Raw genomic sequence first — 17,323 nt, forward strand, 5'->3', positions numbered from 1 at the left:
CTCCGGTCAAAGACGACAGTACGCCGCAAACGTGGTCGTTTCACCATCCGCCAACGCAGCGAAACCGACCCGCCTGCTGACCCGAACCGGTGGAACGCATAATGGCCATCACCGCCGACCAGTAGAGGTGCACTCCATGAAACTCAACCACCTTGACCGGCTGGAGGCCGAGAGCATCGACATCTTCCGAGAGGCCGTTGCCGAGAGTGAGCGCCCCGCGCTGCTTTACTCCATCGGCAAGGACAGCTCGGTGTTGGTGCACCTCGCGCGGAAGGCCTTTTACCCGAGCACGCCCCCATTCCCGTTGGTGCACGTCGACACCACGTGGAAGTTCCGTGAGATGATCAAGTTCCGCGACGAGACCGCCTCCGAGCTCGGCATGGAACTGATCGTGCACAAGAACCCTGACTGCATCGCGCAGGGGATCAACCCCTTCGACCACGGCTCGGCGGTGCACACCGACATGTGGAAGACCCAGGGGCTGCGGCAGGTTCTTGACAAGCACCGGTTCGACGCCGTCTTCGGTGGTGCGCGCCGCGACGAGGAAGCCTCGCGCGCGAAGGAACGGGTGTTCTCGTTCCGGTCCGCCCAGCACCGCTGGGACCCCAAGAACCAGCGCCCCGAGCTGTGGCGGCTCTACAACACCCGCACCGCGCCGGGCGAGAGCGTCCGCGTGTTCCCGCTGTCGAACTGGACAGAGCTGGACATCTGGCACTACATCCACCGCGAGAACATTCCGATCGTCCCGCTGTACTTCGCCAAGGAGCGCCCCGTCGTCGACCGCGACGGCACGTTGATCATGGTCGACGACGACCGGATGCCGCTCGCGGAAGGTGAGGTGCCGGAGATGAAGATGGTGCGCTTCCGTACGCTGGGGTGTTACCCGCTCACTGGGGCCGTCGAGAGCACGGCGACGACGCTGCCGGAGATCGTCGCCGAGATGCGCGCCGCGACCACGTCCGAGCGGCAGGGCAGGGTCATCGACCGCGACCAGTCCGGGTCGATGGAGCGGAAGAAGCAGGAGGGGTACTTCTGATGGGTCAGCCCCAAGTACAGGTCGATCTGGAAGCCGAACTCGCCGAGCAGGAGCGCGTCGGCCTGCTGCGCTTCATCACCTGCGGCAGCGTCGATGACGGCAAGTCCACCCTGATCGGACGGCTGCTCTACGAGTCCAAGCTGCTCTACACCGACCAGCTCGAAGTCCTCGAGGCCGACTCGAAGAAGGTCGGCACGCGTGGTGGCGAGCTCGACTTCGCGCTGCTCGTCGACGGCCTCGCCGCCGAGCGCGAGCAGGGCATCACCATCGACGTCGCGTACCGGTTCTTCGCGACCGACCGGCGCCGGTTCATCGTCGCGGACACACCTGGTCATGTGCAGTACACCCGCAACATGGTTACCGGCGCGTCGATGTCGGAGGCCGCGGTGATCCTGTGCGACGCGCGGCAGGGTGTGCTGACGCAGACGCGCAGGCACGCGCACCTGGTTTCGCTGCTCGGCATCAAACACGTCGCCCTCGCGATCAACAAGCTCGACCTCGTCGACTACTCGCAGGAGGTCTTCGACAAGATCAGCGAGGACTTCAGGGCGTTCGCGAACGAGATCGGCATCCGCGAAGTCGCCTGTGTGCCGCTGTCGGCCGTGAACGGCGACAACGTCGTCAGCAGTAGCGACAAGACCCCGTGGTACCAGGGCCCGACACTGCTCGGCTGGCTGGAGAACGTCGAGCTGACCAGAGACGAGGAGGACCTCTCCGGTCCCGCCCGCCTGCTTGTGCAGTGGGTGAACCGGCCCAACTCCGAGTTCCGTGGCTTCTCCGGTCGCGTCCTCAGCGGCGTGCTGCGCAAGGGCGACCGGATCCGGGCCGTGCCCGGCGAGGCGGAGTCCACCGTTGAGCGCATCGTCACCATGGACGGCGACCTCGACGAAGCGGTCGTCGGCGCATCGGTCACCGTGGTGCTCGCCGACGAGATCGACGTCAGCAGGGGCACCGTGCTCGCGGTCGCCGACGAGCCCACCGACGTCGCCAACGCTTTCCAGGCGCACATCGTCGGCATGGACTCCAACGACCTGGTGCCAGGGCGGCATTATCTCGCCAAGATCGGCGCACGGACCGTCGGCTTCACCGCCGACCACCCGAAGTACCGGATCGACGTCGACACGCTCGCCCACCTGCCAGCGAAGTCGATCGGGCTGAACGAGATCGCGGTCGCGAACGTGCACTTCGACGTGCCGGTGGCCTACGAGGAGTTCAAGCGCAGCAGGGACCTCGGATCGTTCATCGTCCTTGACCGGCTCACCAACGCGACTCTCGGCGCGGGGATGATCGACTTCGCGCTGCGTCGCTCGGCCAACGTGACCTGGCAGCAGCTCACCGTCGACAAGCAGGCTCGTGCCTCCCAGAAGGGACACCAACCGGCCGTCGTCTGGTTCACCGGGTTGTCCGGCGCGGGTAAGTCCACCATCGCCGACCTGGTCGAGAAGCAGCTGCACGCGCAGGGCAAGCACACCTTCGTGCTCGACGGCGACAACGTGCGGCACGGGCTGAGCAAAGACCTCGGCTTCACCGACACCGACCGGGTGGAGAACATCCGCCGGATCGCCGAGGTGGCGGCGCTGATGGTCGACGCGGGCTTGATCGTGCTCGTCTCGTTCATCTCGCCGTTCCAGGCCGAGCGTGACCAGGCGCGTGCGCTGGTCGCCGAGGGCGAGTTCTGCGAGGTCTTCGTCGACACCCCGCTCGACGTCGCCGAGCGGCGCGACCCGAAGGGTCTTTACGCCAAGGCCCGCAAGGGCGAGCTCGCCAACTTCACCGGCGTCGACTCGGAGTACGAGCGCCCGGAGAACGCCGAGGTGCACGTCGACACCACGCAGCAGGACCCGGAGCAGGCCGCATCGGCCGTAGTGGCCAAGCTGCGCGACATGGGCGTGATCTGAGCGGTTTGCCGTGTGGTGACGGGCTTCTTCGCAACACATAGCGTTGCGAAGAAGCCCTTCGCGACACTCGCTACTGCCCGGATGAGCCGGTCTGCGCCATCCGTTCCCGCTGCGGGACGACGGTGTACTTCGGGTCGCGGGCCGAGGCCACCCCAGCCGCGTAGACGCCGAACCGGGTGCACACGCCGGCCGCGAGGTAGGCGGCACCCGCCGCCGCTGAGGCGACCCGGCTGCGCGTGCCAAGCAGCGACAGCCCGGCGCCGACGGCCGTCAGCGCCTTGCCCGCCTTGAGTAGTGTCCCCGCACGTCCATCGCGGTAGGTCTCCGAGACGACGCCGAGGTTGTGCTCCAGCCGGTGCTCCGCCGACAGCTCCGCGGCGGCGCCCGCGAGTCCGAGACGTCGTGCCGGGGCGGTTTCCCGCGTCGGCACCAGCAGCAGCGCCGCCCCGGCGCCGCTGGTGGCCGCGCTGCCAGCGAACAGCACCGACAGCTCACGACGTCCCTCGTGCCATGCGGGCGTCGCGGTGTCCGCGAGCAGCACTGCCGTATAGGTGCACATCGCGGGCCCAAGCAGCCCGGCGGCGTTCCCGGCGAGCGTCCCGATCGGCCGCAGCCAGCCGGTCAGCATCGATCCAGCCGACGCCGCCGCGAGCCCGGAGAATGGTGCGAGAATCCAGGACCCGACCGACAGCGGCGATGTCGGCTTGAACACCCGCAGCATGTAGAGGAATCGTTCCGGCCTGCCGAGATCGTGGATCAGCGCGGCGACGCTGGCCAGCGACCCACCGGCCGCGACCAGCGTGCCCGCACGCGCCAACCGGGGAAGCCCGGACAATCGCGCCATCGCGGCCATCGATGCCGACGCGCCCGCCGTGCCGCCGAGGAACAGGTACAGCGGGACGTCCGGCTGCTCCCACGCGGGTTCCTTGACGATCGGCCTGCCGTAGTAGGAGCGGAACTCGGCGGGCTCGACCATGGCGTGTTCGCGACGCGACGGCTGAGCACGGCTCGTGCCCTGCGCGCCGCTCGGCTGTTCGCGGTTCGATCCCTGCGCGCGGCTCATCGCCGTGCTCCGACGAACGACGCGACCACGGCGGCCGCGACACCTAGCGCCGCCGCGCCCGCGCGCCGCCACATTCCTGGTAGGTCCCGCGTGGTGACCACCGGATCGGGTGGCAGGCCGTACACCTCGGGTTCATCCAGCAGGAGGAAGAACGCCCCGGTGCCGCCGACGCCGTCGTCCGGGTTCTCGCCGTACAACCGCGCCTCGGTAACGCCGTCCGCGTGCAGCTCCTGCTTGCGCTGCTCCGCGCGTTGCCGCAGGACGTCGAGCTCGCCGTACTGGATGGAGTCCGTCGGGCACGCCTTCGCGCACGCGGGTTCGAGGCCGTCGCCGATGCGGTCGTAGCACAGCGTGCACTTGAACGCCCTGCCGTCGTCCTCCCGCTTCTCGATCACGCCATACGGACAGGCTGGCACGCAGTAGCCGCAGCCGTTGCAGATGTCCGGCTGCACGACGACGGTGTCGAACTCGGTGCGGAACAGCGCGCCCGTTGGGCAGACGTCGAGGCACGCGGCGTGGGTGCAGTGCTTGCAGACGTCCGAGGACATCAGCCACCGGACACCGGCCTCGTCCTCCTGCTCCGGTGCGCCGATCGTGGGCATCCCCAGGTTGTCCACACGCGACGCCGGCACCTGCTGTTCGATGAACGCGACGTGCCGCCAGCTGTTGGCGCCGAGGTCGCCGGTGTTGTCATAGGACAGTCCAAGGAGGTCCATCCCGCCGTCGCCACTGGACCCGGACGCGGGGACGAGGTTCCACTCCTTGCACGCGACCTCACACGCCTTGCAGCCGATACACACCGACGTGTCGGTGAAGAACCCCATCCGTGGCTGGGTATCGGCGTACCCGGAGTCGCTCACGCCTCACTCCCTTCGATTCCCGCGCGTCGTTGGTACTCGCGCACCAGCTCAGGTAGTGCACTGCCGCGTGGCCGCCTGCCCGGCCGGATGTCACACGTCGCGGCCTTGGCCTCTTGGATGTGCACGTTCGGGTCGAGCACGACGGACAGCAAGTCGTTCGCCGAGTCTCCTGTGGACAGACCATTCGGTCCCCAGTGATAGGGCAGCCCGACCTGATGGATCGTCTTACCGCGCACCCGCAGTGGCTTCATCCGCTCTGTCACGAGCACGCGAGCCTCGATCGCGGTGCGAGCGGAGATGATCGTCGCCCACCCGCCGTGCTCGAGTCCGGTCTCCTCGGCGAGCTCGGGCGATACCTCGCAGAAGAATTCCGGTTGTAGCTCCGACAGGTACGGCAGCTCTCGGCTCATGCCGCCAGCGGTGTGGTGTTCGGTGAGCCGATAGGTCGTGAAGGCGTACGGGTAGACGTCGCTGCCCACCGGGTTGTACCGGTTGTGCTCGCCGCCGAAGGTCTGCCTCCCTGGGCTGGCCTGCTGGCCGTAGAGCGGATTGTCCACAGGAGACTCGTGCGGTTCGTAGTGAGTCGGAAGTGGACCGTCGGTCAGCCCTGCCGGGGCGAACAGCCACCCCTTGCCATCCGTCTGCATGATGAATGGGTCGGTACCGGACAGTGCGTCCTGCGCCTTCGCGCCCTCGGGTGGCTCGTAGTCCGGCGGCTTGGTCGCCTCGAAGTCCGGCACGTCGGGGCTGACCCACCTGCCCTTCTCGGCGTCCCACCAAACGTAACGCTTGCGTTCGCTCCACGGCCTCCCTTCTGGGTCGGCCGACGCTCGGTTGTAGAGGATGCGCCGGTTCGACGGCCACGCCCACGCCCAGCGTGGCGCGACCCAATCCTGTTTGGAGCCAGGAACGCGGTTGGCCGCGTGGTTCACGCCGTCGGCATAGACGCCACAGTAGATCCAGCAACCAGACGACGTCGACCCATCGTCGGCCAACTTGGTGTACGACGGCAGTGGACCTTCCGGACCGGAGCCGTTGATCTCGGCGAGCACGGATTCGGCGTCCGGCTCGTCTGTTGGTCCATGCGTCGGATACGACCAGGTCAGTTCCCGCAGTGGCAGGTCGCGCGGGTCGGTGGACTCCCGCACCTTCCGCAGGATGATGCGCCCGAGGTGGTAGTAGAACCACAGGTCGCTGCGGGCGTCGCCGGGCGGCTCGACAGCCTTGTGGTGCCACTGCAACAGCCGCTGCGTGTTCGTGAAGCTGCCGTCCTTCTCCACATGCGACGCGGCCGGAAGGAAGAACACCTCGGTGCCGATCTCCTCGCTCGCCAGCTCGCCGGTGGCGATCTCGGGTCCGTCTTGCCAAAACGTCGCACTCTCGATCAACCGCATGTCGCGGACGACCAACCAGTCCAAATTGGCCATGCCGAGCCGTTGTAGCTTGCCGTTCGCGGAGCCGACGGCGGGGTTCTCTCCGACGAGAAAGTAGCCTTTGCACTTCCCCGCCAGTTGGTTGTAGACGGTCTGATAGGTCCCGTGGTCGCCGGTCAGCCGGGGTAAGTGGCTGAACCGGAAGTCGTTCTCCTCGGTGGCGTGCTCCCCCCACCACGCCTTGAGCAGGCTGACCGTATATGACCGCATGTTGCCCCAGAATCCGGTACTGCCCGCGTCGAGCCCGACGAACGTATCCAGGTCGAGGTGCTGATGGGCCTGCGGCATCGGGATGTAGCCCGGCAGGATGTTGAACAACGTCGGGATGTCGGTTGAGCCCTGAATGCTGGCGTGGCCGCGCAAGGCGAGGATCCCGCCGCCCGGCCTGCCGATGTTGCCGAGCAGCAGCTGCAGGATCGACGCCGCCCTGATGTACTGCACGCCGACGGTGTGGTGGGTCCAGCCGACCGAGTACACCCATGCCGTCGTCCTGCGCCGCCCCGAGTTCGCCGTGATCGCTTCGGCGACGTCGAGGAACTGCCGCGTCGACACGCCACAGATGTCCGCGACGACCTCGGGCGTGTAGCGCGCGTAGTGCCGCTTGAGCACCTGGAACACGCAGCGTGGATGCTCCAGCGTCGCATCGATGCTCGGCTTGGCGTGTACGTTCGCACCACCACTGCCGTAGGACTCCGCACGCGCACTGCATCCATGGTGTTCGCCGCCGTGCTCTTCGTCCGGATGTACCCACAGCTCGCGGTTACCGGCGGCGGGTGCTGGATCGGCGCCCTCGTAAGCCCACGTCGTGACGTCGTACCGCCCTGTCTCCGGGTCGAAGCCGGAGAACAGTCCGTCGAGGTCCTCGGTGTCGGCGAAATCCTCGCGCAGGATCGCACCCGCGTTGGTGTAGGCGACGATGTAGTCGCGGAACTCCTTGCCGTTGCTCAGGACGTAGTTGATCAGCCCGCCGAGGAACGCGATGTCACTTCCCGCACGCAGCGCGACATGCTCGTGCGACAGCGCGCTGGTGCGGGTGAACCGAGGATCGACGTGGATGACCTTCGCGCCGCGGTTCTTCGCTTCCATCACCCATTGGAAGCCGACCGGATGGCACTCGGCCATGTTCGACCCCTGGATCACGATGCAGTCCGCGTTCGCGAGGTCCTGCTGGAACGTCGTGGCACCGCCACGACCGAAGGAGGTTCCCAGACCGGGAACCGTCGACGAGTGTCAAATGCGCGCCTGGTTTTCGATCTGTACCGCGCCGAGCGCCGTGTACAGCTTCTTCATCAGGTAGTTCTCTTCGTTGTCCAGCGTCGCGCCACCAAGGCTGGCGAAGCCTTCGGTGCGGTTCAACCGGACACCGTTCTCGTCGGTGTCTTCCCACGTCTCGCGTCGGGTCTCGATCACCCGGTCGGCGATCATCTCCATCGCCGTGTCGAGCGACAGCGTCTCCCAGTCCGTGCCGTACGGCCGCCGGTACAGCACACGGTCGACGCGGCCGGGGCTGGTGACGAGCTGCTTACTCGCGGCGCCCTTCGGACACAGCCTGCCGCGCGAGATCGGCGAGTCAGGGTCGCCCTCGATCTGGCTGACCGCGCCGTCCTTGACGTAGACGCGCTGGCCGCAGCCCACCGCGCAATACGGGCAGATCGAGGGAACCACGTCGTCGGCGTCCTCGGTGCGGGCGTGCAGGCGCTTCGAGGCGTCCGACTGGGCGGCGGCACCGAGACCGAGGCGATCTGCCCCGGTCAGCTGCCGATAGACCGGCCAGCCTTCGATCCATTGCCTGATACCCACGCCGCCCTCCCGGACTTGGCTGCGGTTCCCTTCCACCGTAGGAGGCTCGCGGGCGACGCGCACCCGGTTCGCGGCGACGGAATCACGGCGCGGGGCATGAGCCGCGTCTTGAGTCCCGCGGCACGCCGGAGTCATCGGCCATCAGCGCGGTGAACACGGGTGCCGTCGGGACGTAACCGCGTGACGCCTTCCGCGTCCAGCAGTTCCAGCAACGGGACGGCGACCCGCCGCGTCGTCGTCAGGGCCTTGCGTACCTGGCTCACCGTGAATGGCTGCGGCATGTCGGCCAGCGCTCGTGCTGCCTCTGCCACGGCATCGGGCCCGAGGACGACGCCCTCAGCGATGCGGCTCAGCCTGCCCGCTCGTACCGCGGCTGCCAGCTCGCGGTGTCCGAGACCGAGCGCACGGAGCTTATCGGCATCCGGTGCGCGGAACGGTGCCTCGGCCAGTTGCGTCTCCAGTGTCCGCACCGCCAGGTCGACGTGCTCCGGTAGCCCGGTGTCCGCCGCGCGCTCTCGCACGAGTCCGTCCGCCTGCGTCAGCTCGGCTGCGACGAGCACGTGGTCGAGCAAGCTCCCGTCCGGGAGGCCCAGCTCGCGGCGCAGCTCGCCCGAGGGCATTCCCGCCGCGAGCGGGTTGGCCGCACGCCATGCCCGCACCCGCTCGCGTGCTTGTTTCGGCAGTTCCGCCCAGCGATCGGGATCGGCTCGCCAGTCCCCGATCTCGACACCAGCGTCCGGCAACCCCCGCATCCGCAGGTGCCCGGCGCGCACGAACCCGTGCCGCCGCAGGTAGTGCCCGGCAAGCTCCCCCGGATCGTTGCTGTTCAGCTCGGCCGCCCTGCGCCGCGCCGATCCCCTGCGGCCCAGCGCTGGCGGGTCGACGTCCAAGACGTCCACACCGGCGTGAATCCGGTGCTCCCCCGGATCGCGCAACAGGCAGACATCGCCGGTGCGCAGTGGCAACAGGCGATCCAGCGTCAGCCGTGCCGTGTCGGGGCCGAGCGGGCGCACTCGTGCTGGCACGGCGGCCGACCCGGCGTGCAGCATCAGGTGTCGAGCCCGGAGGTTGTCGGGTATGCCCCGGCCGTCGCGGTCGCTCGTGGTACCGGCCTGGCCGTCGCCGCGAGCGCTGGCATCCTCGCTGTCCCGCCGCAACCGGACATCCAGCACTGACGTCGTTAGCCAGGCATCCGGCCGCAACAGCGCGTCACCGCGCCTGATCGTGCCCGGCTCGACACCCCGCAGGTTCAGCGCCACTCGTGCGACCGCTGCCGCGCACGTGACGTCGTGCCCGAGCGACTGCAGCGACCGCACCCGTACGCGTTCGCCGCTCGGGAGGGCCAGCGCGTCTCCGGTGCGGAGCGTGCCCGCCGCTAGTGTGCCGGTGACGACGGTGCCAGCGCCGCGCACGGTGAACGCACGGTCCACCCACAGCCGGACGTCGGCGTCGGTGTCCGGCGACGGCAGCGAGCGGGCCAGCGTCGCCAGTGCCGTCCGCAGCTCGGGCAGTCCGTCGCCGGTCGTGCCGGACACCGCCACCCACGGGACGTCGCCGAGGCTGGATCGTGCGATCCGCGCCCGCGCCTGTTGCGCCGCATGATCCGGGTCCGCGCGGTCGGATTTGCTGATGGCCAGTAGCCCGTGCCGCACGCCCAGCGCGTGCAACGCCGCCAGATGTTCCTCGGACTGCGGCATCCACCCCTCGTCCGCCGCGACGACGAACAGTGCGGCGGGCACCGGCCCGACCCCGGCGAGCATGTTCGGTACGAACCGCTCGTGACCTGGAACGTCGACGAACGCCAGCGTGTCGCGGTCCAGCTCGGTCCATGCGAAGCCGAGGTCGATCGTGAGCCCGCGCCTGCGCTCTTCCTCCCAGCGATCCGGTTCCATCCCGGTCAGGCGCCGCAGTAGCGTCGACTTGCCGTGGTCGACGTGCCCCGCCGTCGCGATCACCCGCATGCGCGCAGGGCCTCCAGCAACCGGTCGTCCGCCTCGACGTCGATAGTGCGCAGGTCAAGCAGGCACCGGCCGCGCTCCACCCTGCCGACCACCGACGGATCGCCCATCCGCAACGCGGCGGCGTACGACTCGGGGAGGCTCACCGCCGCGCTGGGCAGTATCACGCCAGGCGCGCCGCCACCGCCGACCATCGCCTCCGACCTCACGGCCTGCGCGTCTATACCGTGCTCGCGGAGTCGGGCGGCCAGCCGGTCGGCACGTGCGGTGAGCGCTGTGGGGTCGGCGTTCAGCGCGCGGGTGACCGGTGGTTCCGGTCCGCGCAGCGTGGCCTCCAGCGCGGTGAGGGTGAGCTTGTCGACGCGAAGTGCGCGGGCGGACGGGTGCCTGCGCAGTTGGGTGACCAGCGCTTCGTCACCAAACAGCAGCCCTGCTTGCGGGCCGCCGAGCAGCTTGTCGCCGCTCGCGGTGACCAGATCCGCGCCGTCACGAAGTACGGTCGCCGCATCCGGTTCATCCGGTAGCGCCGGGTGCGGTGCGAGTAGGCCCGATCCGATGTCGACGATCAGCGGCGCATCGAGCTCGCCGAGCTCACGCACGCTGGGTGTCGCGGTGAACCCGGTGACCAGGTAGTTCGACAGGTGGATCTTGAGCACGAATCCGGTGTCCTGCCCGATGGCGTCGGCGTAGTCGCGCGCGGTGGTGCGGTTCGTGGTGCCGACTTCGCGCAGCACCGCACCGGTTGATTCCAGCAGATCGGGAATGCGGAAGCCGTCGCCGATCTCGATCAGCTCACCCCGGCTGATCACGATCTCCTTGCCCGGCGCGAGCGCGAGTGCGCACAGCAGGAGCGCGGCGGCGTTGTTGTTGACCACGTGCACGGCTTCGGCATTCGGCACGGCGTCGGCGAGCGCGGCCAGCGTGCCGCGTCCCCTGCGCGCGCGGCTGCCGGTAGCGAGGTCGAACTCGACGTCGGTGGTGCCGCTCGCAGCCTGTATGGCGTCCAGCGCGGCCGCCGACAGCGGTGCGCGTCCGAGGTTCGTGTGGACGAGCACACCGGTCGCGTTTAGCACCGGTCGGCACTGGCTCGCCGTCGCGGGCAGCGCGTCGAGAGCGGCGTCGGCGACGTCGTCCGGACTGATCTCGCCCGCGCGAGCGCGCTGCTGCGCCGTGGCGATCGCCGCTTTGACGACGTCCCTACCCAGGATGTCCTGCGCCTTCGCGAGTCGCGGCAGCGCGAGCAGCGCGTCGGTACCCGGGATGCGGCTGCGCGGGTCGGCGGCATCAGTCATGGCAAGCCCCCTCGCGCATGGCGGAGGCGGACGGGAATCGAACCCGCCAATGACAGGACCTGCCATTCAACGGTTTTGAAGACCGCGCCAGCCACCAGGCTAGATACGCCTCCTCGCGCCATGGGTCCATGATCGCAAGATTCGGCGTCGGATGCGACGTCGCTGCCGCTGCGCCATACGGGTGAAGATCAAATTTCACGAGCATCTGGACCGTGACTGTCGCGAACCTCGCTCGTTCCACCGTGCGGCCCAGGCAGTCGACACGGTCGGGAACACGACGGGAACGCTGTCCGCGGGGTTGAGGAGAGACAACGTCCACTGGGACGTGCCCGCGCACGGGGCGTCGAGCGACTCGGCGCCCCGAGCGCACCCCCTCGGGTGACGCTGGCTTCGGTGTTTCGCCGCCGCCGTGTTGGGCCGACTCCGTTACGTTCGACGCATGGGTGACGACTCTGTGCAGCCGAACAGATTCACGCGCAGGCACGCGCTCGGCGCTGGTGCACTGGTCGCGACGGCGGGATTCGCGGGAATTCCCGCCGCGGCGGCGGCCCCACCAGGGACGATGCACCCCGCGCACGCCTGGCGACGTCTGGTCGAAGGCAACGAACGGTTCATCGAGGCGCGGCAGCAGCACCCCCATCAGGACCTGCCGTGGCGGGAGACGCTGGTCGACGGTCAGCAGCCGTTCGCGTGCGTGCTCGGCTGCGCCGACTCCCGCGTGCCGCCCGAGCTGATCTTCGACCAGGGACTCGGCGACCTTTTCACGGTGCGCACCGCGGGCGAGGTGCTCGACGAGTCAATCATCGGCAGCATCGAGTACGCCGTCGCACACCTGGGTGTGCCGATCGTCGTCGTCCTCGGTCACGAAAGCTGTGGCGCCGTCACCGCCGCGGTAGACCTCGTGCGCAGCGGCCATGGTGGTACCGGATCGATCAGCACACTGGTGCGCGGCATCGAGGCCAGCGTGCTCAGCACACCGAGGAATGACAACCCCGACGCGTTCCTCGCCGCGTGCGTCGTGCGGCAGACGCGCCGCGTCGTCACCCAACTGCGGGAACGCTCCGAACTGATCCGCGACGCCGTCGACTCCCACCACCTCGGCCTGGTGCCCGCCGTCTACGACCTGGATGAGTACCGGGTGACGCGGCACTGAGGTGTTGGGAGGGGCTTCTTCGCGCCACATAGCTTCGCGCCACATGGCGATGTGTAGACGCCCTTCACGTCACGGCCCCGTCACCCGACTCGTGGTGCACAATGCGGATGTGTGCCTGACGTCGACGCCCGTGGCCGCTCGTGACTGAGCTGGAGTTCCGGGGCAAACGGCCCAAGCGGGACCGTGCCCTGATCATGGCGATCGTCAACCGCACACCGGACTCCTTCTACGACCGGGGTGCCACCTACGCGGAGGACGCCGCGCTCGCCGCTGTTCACAGTGCCGTCGATGAGGGTGCGGACGTGATCGACATCGGCGGCGTCAAGGCTGGTCCCGGTGCCATGGTCGGGCCGGCGGAAGAGGCGGACCGGGTCCTGCCGCTGATCGAGTCCATCCGGCAGGAGTTCCCAGAGCTGGTGATCAGCGTTGACACCTGGCGCGCGTCGGTCGGCAGGCAGGCGTGCGAGGCGGGCGCGGACCTGCTGAACGACACCTGGGCGGCGGTCGATCCAGCACTCGCCGACGTCGCGGCTGAGTTCGGCGTGGGCTACGTCTGCTCGCATACCGGTGGCATCCCGCCCCGCACCCGGCCGCACCGCGTGCGCTACGACGACGTCGTCGCGGATGTCCTCTCCGAGACGACCACCCGTGCGGAAGAACTGCTCGCGGCAGGCGTGCCGCGGGAAGGAATCCTGATCGACCCGACTCACGACTTCGGCAAGAACACCTGGCACGGCCTTGAGCTGCTGCGGCGGGTGGACGAGCTGGTGGGCAGTGGCTGGCCGGTGCTGATGGCGCTGTCCAATAAGGACTTCATCGGAGAAACCCTCGGTGTCGGGTTGCACCAGCGCGTCGAGGGCACGCTCGCCGCGACGGCGTTCTCGGCGGCGCGGGGCGTGGCGATGTTCCGGGTGCACGAGGTCGCCGAGACCCGGCGCGTGCTGGACACGGTGGCCGAGCTGGATCGCGAGTAGGGTGGTAGCGGAGATCCACTTCCGGCTGTCTGGAGGGTGCAGATGCTGTTCGGGGATGAGCATGTCCGGCGCTACGAGGAGACCAACGGTGAAGAGGGCCACATTTGGCTCAACGGCGTCCCGTGCCTCGTGCTGACGACGACTGGCCGCAAAACCGGCAAGGAGCGCAAGTTCGCCCTGATTTACCAGGAGCACGAGGGTGACTACGTGATCGTCGCGTCCAAGGGCGGCGCCGCGAACCACCCCGAGTGGTATCTGAACCTTGTCGACAACCCCGACGTCACCGTGCAGGTCGGAGCCGACAAGTTTCCCGCGAAGGCGCGCACGACCAGCGGTGAGGAACGGGCAGCGTTGTGGTCGAAGATGGCAGCCGTCTGGCCTGATTACGATAAGTACCAGGCCAACACGGAGCGTGAGATCCCGGTCGTGGTGCTCGAGCCTGTCAGGTAGTCCTCACATCACCCGATAGGGGTCGATCCCATATGCTCGCGGGTATGGGCACTCACTTCGACGTGGTGGTCCTCGGGGCCGGACCCGGTGGATATGTCGCCGCGATCAGGGCAGCACAACTCGGTTTCTCCACGGCGATCGTCGAGGAGAAATACTGGGGCGGGGTATGCCTCAACGTGGGGTGTATCCCCTCGAAGGCGCTGCTCCGCAACGCTGAGCTGGCGCACCTGTTCCACAACGACGCGAAGACGTTCGGCATCGAGGTGGACGGCACGGTCCGGTTCGACTACGGCGCCGCGTTCAAGCGCAGCCGCGACGTCGCCGACGGCCGCGTCAAGGGTGTCCACTACCTGATGAAGAAGAACAAGATCACCCAGTTCGCTGGATGGGGTGAGTTCGCCGACGCCAACTCCATGCGGGTACGGCTGACCGATGGCGGTAGCGAAACGGTCACGTTCGGTCACTGCATCATCGCCACTGGCGCGACGACGAAGCTGCTGCCGGGCACATCGCTGTCCGACCGGGTCGTGACCTACGAAGAGCAGATCATGACCGACCAGCTGCCGGAGAGCGTCGTCATCGCCGGTGCTGGCGCGATCGGTGTCGAGTTCGCGTACGTGCTGCACAACTATGGCGTGAAGGTCACCATCGTCGAGTTCCTCGACCGGATGGTGCCGCTGGAGGACGCCGACGTCTCCAAGGAGCTCGCCAAACGCTACAAGCGCATGGGCATCGAGGTGCTCACGAGCACGAGGGTCGACGCGATCGATGACTCGGGTGACAAAGTCACGGTCACGGTGTCATCGGGGAACGGTGAACAGCGCACACTGGAGACCGATAAGGTGCTGCAGGCGATCGGGTTCCAGCCGCGCGTCGAGGGCTACGGCCTTGAGAACACCGGTGTCGCCCTGACCGAGCGCGGTGCGATCGACATCGACGACTACGGCAGGACATCGGTGCCGAACATCTTCGCTATCGGCGACGTCACGGCGAAGCTGATGCTCGCCCACACGGCCGAGGCCATGGGCGTGGTCGCCGCCGAGAGCATCGCGGGCGCGGAAACCATGCCGGTGGAGTACGTGATGGTTCCGCGCGCGACCTACTGCCAGCCCCAGATCGCCAGCTTCGGCTACACCGAGGAGCAGGCCCGCGAGCTAGGCTACGACGTTCAGGTGGCGAAGTTTCCGTTCATGGCCAACGGCAAGGCACACGGTCTCGGCGACTCCACTGGGTTCGTGAAGCTGATCAGCGACGGCCGTTACGGCGAGTTGCTCGGCGGCCACCTGATCGGGCCGGAGGTCACCGAGTTGCTGCCGGAGCTGACGCTGGCGCAGCAGTGGGACCTGACCGTGCATGAAGTCGCCCGCAACGTCCACGCCCACCCGACGCTGACCGAGGCGGTAAAGGAGGCCGTCCACGGCCTCGCGGGACACATGATCAACATGTAAGACAAAACCCGCTGTGACCTGGCGTTTCTATGGTCACAGCGGGCCTCAGGCCGTCGTGAGGCCGTCATGCCGCATCAGCGACCTCGCCCACGGCCGCGAAGCCGAGGCCCTTGGCGAAGAACACGTCAATGGCACGGCGAGTGCGTTCGTGGCTGTTCGGCATGAGGTGGGTGTACACGCGCAGGGTGAAGCCTGGGTCGGAGTGGCCGAGGTATTTCGACAGAGCTTTGATTGACTCGCCAGCATCGAGCAGCACCGACGCATAGAGGTGCCGCAGCGCGTGGATACCGTCTGCGCGCGTGTGCGGATCGACCCCGGCAGCCTTGAGCGCGGGAATCCAGATCTTGTCCATCTCCTTCGGCGTCAGGACTCGCCCAACCTTGTCAACCATCAGCAGGTTCACCGTCGTTGCCTTGCCGTCCGGGTGTGACCACGGCAGCGTGACCGGGGTGCTTGGAAACTGGTCCGCACAAGCGTCGAGCTGGGCGAGCAACGCGCCGCCGATCGGTACTTCGCGTGTCTTGCCGCCTTTGGGCAATGCGAACACCGGCTTGCCTGCAACGAGGCGCACTTGCCGACACACGTGGACGACCGCTCGGTCGCGATCGACGTCATCAAGCGAGAACGCGAACAGTTCTCCCTTGCGTACGCCGATACCGGCCGGAACATCGACCGCAGGCTTGAAACGGTCGGGCAACTCGTTGCGCACAGCCTTCGCTCGCTCGCGAGACCACGGCACGACCTGTTGCCGATTCATTCGTGGCCGCTTCACGCTTCAAGGGTGGCGCGCTCCGCGCGCCGCCAGCGGGCCGCCGGTCGCCTCCTGCTGATGCCCGGCTCCGGCGGCCCGCCACCGCACGACGGACCAGCACGCCACGATCGTTCGACCCACCTTGGCAACCGCGCGTCACCCTGGCTCCCCGCCGCCTTCGTCCCCGGATGATCGAACGCCGCGACGGCGGCATCAAGGGCGCCTCCGGCGTCGCTACGCGATGCGCTGTCGCGCACCCTTGACACCATCGCCACGGCGCTACGAGAAGGCAAGGACGAAGGGGACGGGGAGGAGTGGGCGGTGTGCTGGGCCGTGGGCCGTCCGGTTTCCGTTGGTTGCGGGACCTGGGTGGCTACCGGCTCAATGCTGGTTCGGATGCGGGCTCGCTCTGCGTGGCGGAGCCTGGCTGATAGGTGGCGGCGATCTGGCGGCGTTCACGCCAGAGGTGGTACACCGCGATCGCGAAGATCACTGAGCCGATGACGTTGGCGATGAAGTGCCACCAGATGCGGTACGTCCACAGGCCAGGTCCGGGATCGAGCAGGCCGAACCACGTGGACAGCCCGATAGCCTGCGAGGCGCCCAGCCATACCGTCAGCATGAGCACGAGGTGTTCGACGCCGTGGATGCCCTGCATCAACACGCCCATCCTCGCCCACTTGCGTGCCTTGGATTTCACCGCCCGATGAGTGATCAACATGACCCCGACGATGCCTGCCAGGAACAGCAAATTGCCCGCGAAGTGCAGGATCTCCATGCCCAGCGATGGCTTCGACTGGTCCACCTGGCCAAAGCCGTCGGCGAGCCCGGTGCCCCACGGAGTCATCCAGGCGGGTGCGTTCGGGTTGGCCACCCAGTAACCGACCTGGGCAATGTGCTCCTGGAAATGGCCCAACTGTCCGAGGATGCCGAGGAAGATCTGACCAGCCGCCGCACGGTAAATCCACGGCCGCACCGGTCTGCGGTTCGCGTACGCGAGCACGGCTACGGCCACCCACATAGCCACGGTCCACGCGAGCAGGGCAACCGCCCCCAGCGTGTCGAGGACCGATGCCGGACCACCCATCATAGGTCCACCTCCTACCTACGCGCGGCGCTGAGTGCGGCCACCGTCACCAACGGTAAGCAGGGCGGAACACCACCACTACCGCCAAATTGCTGAGCCTAGTGACCCGGGCGTGTAGAT

Annotated in this window: 14 protein-coding genes and 1 tRNA gene; 6 read left to right on the plus strand and 9 right to left on the minus strand. The window is 67.8% G+C overall.

What is annotated here, in order from left to right; genetic code table 11:
• Positions 1-136 precede the first annotated feature (136 nt).
• Positions 137-1,036, plus strand: coding sequence for a sulfate adenylyltransferase subunit CysD (gene cysD / locus ACFQGD_RS02805; protein WP_345406966.1), 900 nt, complete (start codon positions 137-139; stop codon positions 1,034-1,036).
• Positions 1,036-2,934 carry a sulfate adenylyltransferase subunit CysN gene (gene cysN, locus ACFQGD_RS02810; RefSeq protein ID WP_345406969.1) on the plus strand — a complete coding sequence of 633 codons (1,899 nt, stop codon included), beginning with the start codon at positions 1,036-1,038 and terminating at the stop codon, positions 2,932-2,934. The genes cysD and cysN overlap by 1 nt, the downstream gene beginning before the upstream one ends.
• Positions 2,935-3,004: 70 nt before the next feature.
• On the opposite strand, the gene nrfD is transcribed toward cysN, so the two are convergent.
• The 6 genes from nrfD to ACFQGD_RS02840 all read right to left on the minus strand — a co-directional run bounded on the left by nrfD (position 3,005) and on the right by ACFQGD_RS02840 (position 11,453).
• On the minus strand, positions 3,005-3,997 hold the full coding sequence (nrfD, locus tag ACFQGD_RS02815) for an NrfD/PsrC family molybdoenzyme membrane anchor subunit (RefSeq protein WP_345406972.1): 993 nt from the start codon (positions 3,995-3,997) through the stop codon (positions 3,005-3,007).
• Positions 3,994-4,821 carry a 4Fe-4S dicluster domain-containing protein gene (locus tag ACFQGD_RS02820; RefSeq protein WP_345407541.1) on the minus strand — a complete coding sequence of 276 codons (828 nt, stop codon included), beginning with the start codon at positions 4,819-4,821 and terminating at the stop codon, positions 3,994-3,996. The genes nrfD and ACFQGD_RS02820 overlap by 4 nt, the downstream gene beginning before the upstream one ends.
• Positions 4,822-4,853: 32 nt before the next feature.
• On the minus strand, positions 4,854-8,090 hold the full coding sequence (gene fdh, locus ACFQGD_RS02825) for a formate dehydrogenase (protein ID WP_345406975.1): 3,237 nt from the start codon (positions 8,088-8,090) through the stop codon (positions 4,854-4,856).
• Between the two features lie 131 nt (positions 8,091-8,221).
• On the minus strand, positions 8,222-10,051 hold the full coding sequence (selB, locus tag ACFQGD_RS02830) for a selenocysteine-specific translation elongation factor (RefSeq protein ID WP_345406978.1): 1,830 nt from the start codon (positions 10,049-10,051) through the stop codon (positions 8,222-8,224).
• Positions 10,042-11,340 (minus strand): L-seryl-tRNA(Sec) selenium transferase, encoded by a 1,299-nt coding sequence (gene selA / locus ACFQGD_RS02835; RefSeq protein ID WP_345406981.1) that lies wholly within the window; start codon positions 11,338-11,340, stop codon positions 10,042-10,044. Before selA ends, selB begins: the two co-directional genes overlap by 10 nt.
• An 18-nt stretch (positions 11,341-11,358) precedes the next feature.
• Positions 11,359-11,453 (minus strand) — tRNA-Sec (locus tag ACFQGD_RS02840).
• A 326-nt stretch (positions 11,454-11,779) separates the two neighbouring features.
• On the opposite strand from ACFQGD_RS02840, the gene ACFQGD_RS02845 reads away from it, so the two are divergent.
• From ACFQGD_RS02845 to lpdA, 4 genes are all read left to right on the plus strand, one after another.
• On the plus strand, positions 11,780-12,493 hold the full coding sequence (locus tag ACFQGD_RS02845) for a carbonic anhydrase (protein WP_345406984.1): 714 nt from the start codon (positions 11,780-11,782) through the stop codon (positions 12,491-12,493).
• Positions 12,494-12,633: 140 nt separating this feature from the next.
• Entirely contained in the window at positions 12,634-13,467 is an 834-nt protein-coding gene (gene folP, locus ACFQGD_RS02850; RefSeq protein WP_390183473.1) for a dihydropteroate synthase, read from the plus strand.
• 42 nt (positions 13,468-13,509) lie between these two features.
• Positions 13,510-13,917, plus strand: coding sequence for a nitroreductase family deazaflavin-dependent oxidoreductase (locus tag ACFQGD_RS02855; protein ID WP_345406987.1), 408 nt, complete (start codon positions 13,510-13,512; stop codon positions 13,915-13,917).
• Between the two features lie 44 nt (positions 13,918-13,961).
• Positions 13,962-15,365, plus strand: coding sequence for a dihydrolipoyl dehydrogenase (gene lpdA / locus ACFQGD_RS02860; protein ID WP_345406990.1), 1,404 nt, complete (start codon positions 13,962-13,964; stop codon positions 15,363-15,365).
• 64 nt (positions 15,366-15,429) lie between these two features.
• On the opposite strand, the gene ACFQGD_RS02865 is transcribed toward lpdA, so the two are convergent.
• The 3 genes from ACFQGD_RS02865 to ACFQGD_RS02875 all read right to left on the minus strand — a co-directional run bounded on the left by ACFQGD_RS02865 (position 15,430) and on the right by ACFQGD_RS02875 (position 17,203).
• On the minus strand, positions 15,430-16,137 hold the full coding sequence (locus ACFQGD_RS02865) for a tyrosine-type recombinase/integrase (RefSeq protein WP_345406993.1): 708 nt from the start codon (positions 16,135-16,137) through the stop codon (positions 15,430-15,432).
• The gene (locus ACFQGD_RS02870) at positions 16,134-16,373 is read right to left on the minus strand and encodes a hypothetical protein (RefSeq protein ID WP_345406996.1); all 240 of its coding nucleotides are present in this window, start codon (positions 16,371-16,373) and stop codon (positions 16,134-16,136) included. Before ACFQGD_RS02870 ends, ACFQGD_RS02865 begins: the two co-directional genes overlap by 4 nt.
• A 116-nt stretch (positions 16,374-16,489) precedes the next feature.
• Positions 16,490-17,203 carry a DUF6008 family protein gene (locus ACFQGD_RS02875; RefSeq protein WP_345406999.1) on the minus strand — a complete coding sequence of 238 codons (714 nt, stop codon included), beginning with the start codon at positions 17,201-17,203 and terminating at the stop codon, positions 16,490-16,492.
• Positions 17,204-17,323 lie beyond the last annotated feature (120 nt).

The sequence above is a fragment of the Haloechinothrix salitolerans genome, from assembly GCF_042662605.1.
Lineage (GTDB): Bacteria > Actinomycetota > Actinomycetes > Mycobacteriales > Pseudonocardiaceae > Haloechinothrix_A > Haloechinothrix_A salitolerans.

Bases quoted from the DNA above. Each gene is read 5' to 3' on its own strand.
- lpdA (WP_345406990.1), top strand. From the start codon at position 13,962: ATGGGCACTCACTTCGACGTGGTGGTCCTCGGGGCCGGACCCGGTGGA.
- ACFQGD_RS02820 (WP_345407541.1), bottom strand. From the start codon at position 4,821: ATGGGGTTCTTCACCGACACGTCGGTGTGTATCGGCTGCAAGGCGTGT.
- selA (WP_345406981.1), bottom strand. From the start codon at position 11,340: ATGACTGATGCCGCCGACCCGCGCAGCCGCATCCCGGGTACCGACGCG.
- ACFQGD_RS02845 (WP_345406984.1), top strand. From the start codon at position 11,780: ATGGGTGACGACTCTGTGCAGCCGAACAGATTCACGCGCAGGCACGCG.
- cysD (WP_345406966.1), top strand. From the start codon at position 137: ATGAAACTCAACCACCTTGACCGGCTGGAGGCCGAGAGCATCGACATC.
- ACFQGD_RS02855 (WP_345406987.1), top strand. From the start codon at position 13,510: ATGCTGTTCGGGGATGAGCATGTCCGGCGCTACGAGGAGACCAACGGT.
- nrfD (WP_345406972.1), bottom strand. From the start codon at position 3,997: ATGAGCCGCGCGCAGGGATCGAACCGCGAACAGCCGAGCGGCGCGCAG.
- ACFQGD_RS02875 (WP_345406999.1), bottom strand. From the start codon at position 17,203: ATGGGTGGTCCGGCATCGGTCCTCGACACGCTGGGGGCGGTTGCCCTG.
- cysN (WP_345406969.1), top strand. From the start codon at position 1,036: ATGGGTCAGCCCCAAGTACAGGTCGATCTGGAAGCCGAACTCGCCGAG.
- selB (WP_345406978.1), bottom strand. From the start codon at position 10,051: ATGCGGGTGATCGCGACGGCGGGGCACGTCGACCACGGCAAGTCGACG.